This window comes from Acidisoma sp., from assembly GCF_035492295.1.
Taxonomy (GTDB): Bacteria; Pseudomonadota; Alphaproteobacteria; order Acetobacterales; family Acetobacteraceae; genus Acidisoma.
In genome coordinates, this window is record NZ_DATJJK010000074.1 from 1 (window position 1) to 2,997 (window position 2,997).

General features: G+C 65.5%; 3 protein-coding genes. All 3 read left to right on the top strand.

The features are described 5' to 3' along the window. On the top strand, positions 1-375 hold a 375-nt coding region (locus tag VL752_RS05325), incomplete at its 5' end, for a nucleotide-binding domain containing protein (RefSeq protein ID WP_325352912.1). 16 nt (positions 376-391) lie between these two features. Then, positions 392-1,231: a phosphogluconate dehydrogenase C-terminal domain-containing protein gene (locus tag VL752_RS05330; RefSeq protein WP_325352914.1), complete on the top strand. Its 840-nt coding sequence runs from the start codon at positions 392-394 to the stop codon at positions 1,229-1,231. A gap of 8 nt (positions 1,232-1,239) precedes the next feature. Next, entirely contained in the window at positions 1,240-2,916 is a 1,677-nt protein-coding gene (locus VL752_RS05335) for a hypothetical protein (protein ID WP_325352916.1), read from the top strand. The last annotated feature ends 81 nt before the right edge of the window (positions 2,917-2,997 follow it).

The following is a 2,997-nucleotide window of genomic DNA, read 5'->3' on the forward strand; positions in this document are numbered from 1 at the left end:
GCGCGCGGGCCGGACGATCCGGCGGTGGCCGCGCTTGGACAAGCGATCCAAAGCGCCGGCGTATCGGCGGAAGCGGTGAACGACCGCATCGGGGACGGTCTCGGCCGCATCCTGGACCGTACGATGCGCCGCGCCGGCCTCACGCGCGGCATCATTGCTGGCGGTGATACATCAAGCCATGCGGCGCTCGCCATGGGCGTGTATGCGCTGACCGCCATGGCGGCGACGGTGCCGGGGGCCGCGCTCAACAAAGCTCATTCCGACGACCCGGCCCATCGCGATCTGGAGCTTGCCCTCAAGGGCGGCCAGATGGGCGCGCCGGATTATTTCGGGCGTATCCGGGCCGGTGGCCAGGATATCGCCTTTTCCGTTTGATTGAAGGATCAAAGCCATGACCAAGGTTGCTCTTCTCGGTGCCGGCGGAAAGATGGGTGTCCGCCTCTCGACGAACCTGCAGGGTTCGCGTTTCCAGGTGGATCATGTCGAGGTCTCCGAGGCCGGCCGCGAGCGGCTGAAGAAGGCCATCGGCGCTGATTGCGTCGAGATGGACACCGCACTTGCCCAGGCCGATGTCGTGCTGATGGCGGTGCCAGACCGCATGATCGGCAAGATTGCGCATACCATCATCGAGAAGGTGCGTCCTGGTACGGCCCTCATCGTGCTGGATGCCGCTGCCCCCTATGCCGGTGAAATGCCGGAGCGCGCTGACGTCACCTATTTCGTGACCCACCCCTGCCATCCGCCGATCTTCAATGACGAGACCGAGACGCTGGCGAAGAACGACTTCTTCGGCGGGATACATGCGAAGCAGCACATCGTGTGCGCGCTGATGCAGGGCCCGGAGGAGCATTACGCGCTCTGCGAGGAAATCGCCAAGACCATCTATAAGCCGGTGATGCGCGCGCACCGTTGCACGGTGAAAGACATTGCCTTCCTCGAACCCGCGCTCTCCGAAACCGTCGGCATTACCCTTTGCCTCGCCATGAAGGAAGCGGTGGATGAGGTCGTGAGGCAGGGGGTGCCCCGTGAGGCGGCGGTCGACTTCATGCTTGGCCACATCAATATCGGCCTCTCCATCGCCTTCGGCGTCTTCCCGGAGGGCAAGTTCTCGGACGGCGCGCTTTATGCCATTGAGCAGGCGAAGCCGGAGATCTTCCGGGAGGGCTGGTTGCAGCGCGTCTTCAACAAGGAAGCCGTGCTGAAATCCGTCAAGGAAATCTGCAACAACTGAGACCGATCATGAAGGCGCTGTCCGGGCCGGGGTTGAAACTCGAGATCGGCGATCTCGTCCTCTATCTGGACGCGGATGGTGCCTTCCTGCGGGCTGTGGCCTTGCGGGGCGAGGAGCTTTTCCGCGGTATTGGTTTCGTGGTGCGGGACCAGAACTGGGGCACGTATCGCCTTGAAGCTGAACCGCGGGTGGAACAGACGGCGGACCGCATCACGGTCGCCATACGCGGCCGTGTCTCGGGCGCGGACGGCGTCCTCGATTGGCGGATTGACTGGACAATCACACCTCAGGGCATCGCTGGCCGCATGCGGTGCGAAAGCGCGGAAGGCTTTCCTACGGCCCGCACCGGCTTCGTCGTGCTGCATTCTGTCCCCGGCTGCCGTGGCAGGCCGATCACCATCACCCACGCGGCAGGCACCACCGAGAACAGTCGGTTTCCTGTCGCCGTCTCTCCGCATCAACCCTTCCAGGATGTCATGGCGATGGATTACGCAACCGAGGCGGGCCACCGCCTGCGGCTGCGTTTCGAGGGTGAGACCTATGAGACGGAGGACCAGCGCAACTGGACCGATGCCTCCTACAAGACCTATTCCCGGCCGTTGTCGAAACCCTTTCCCTATCGCATCGGTCCCGATGCGCCGGATGAGCAGGTTGTTCATCTGGATATCCTGACCGTCGGATCGGCCATCGATGGTGGCGAGCATCCACCCATCGTGCTGCGCGAAACGGTGATGCCGCCGCTCGGTCTTGGCGTTTCGCCTGGCAGTGCCGCGGCCGGCCTCGCCGAAGCCGTCCAGGCGCTGGCACCCGCTTTCACCGCGGTGGAGGTTGATCTCGCGCGGGGCGGGGCCATTGCCGCGACGCAGGCGATCCTCGCCGCCGTGCCCGGCGCAGTCCGGCTCGATTTTCGCGCGGCCCCTGCCGATGCGCGGCTGAACGCGCTGCGGGCCCTGGCACCCGCTCTGGCCGGGCGGAAGATCCTGGGCGTTTCACTGTGGGACTCCGATGCCGCGCAGGTCGCCCAGGCCCGCGCGCTGCTTCCCGGTATCGCCATCGGCAGCGGCACCGGCGCCTTCTTCACCGAACTCAACCGTGGCACGCATTGGCCGGAGACGGCTGATTACCTCAGCTGGACCTGCAATCCCACCGTCCATGGATGGACGGATGATACGCTCGGCGAATCCGCCGAACCGCTCGCCGACATTCTCGCGACCGCTCGCGCCAAATGGCCCCGGGCGCGGTTTCAGGTCGGTCCGATGACGCTCGGCATGCGCTTCAACCCGAATGCGACCTCTCCGGAAGCGCGAGGGCGCCCTGCGCCTGCCGATCCACGTCAGGGCGAGAGCATCGCCGCCGCCTGGATGCTGGGCATGCTCGCGGGCTTTGCCGATGATCGGGTCGAAACGCTCAGCTTCTTCGAGGCGCGCGGGTCGCGCGGTACGATCGACCCGGAAGGCCGGATGACCCCGGCCGGTGCGCTGTTTCGGAAATTGGCGGCACATAGGGGTGCGTCGCTTGCCATTCTCTCCTGGCCCGGCGAGCCGCGCCTGCGCGGGCTGCGGATCGGGGTAGGGAATTATGCGCTGGCGAATCTGCACCATGAGACGAGGGACGTATCGCTGCCAGACGGCGCGCGGGTGGCGCTCCCCGGCTACGGCACGCTTTGGATCGACGGACCCGGCTGACGACGCCGTTCATCACGCGGGAGGAAGGAACAAGAATGACGACTGAACCCAGGCTGCGCATGGCCCTGATCGGCTGCGGCT

Excerpts from the sequence above, each read along its gene's own strand:
- VL752_RS05335 (WP_325352916.1), top strand. The coding sequence starts at position 1,240 with ATGAAGGCGCTGTCCGGGCCGGGGTTGAAACTCGAGATCGGCGATCTC.
- VL752_RS05330 (WP_325352914.1), top strand. The coding sequence starts at position 392 with ATGACCAAGGTTGCTCTTCTCGGTGCCGGCGGAAAGATGGGTGTCCGC.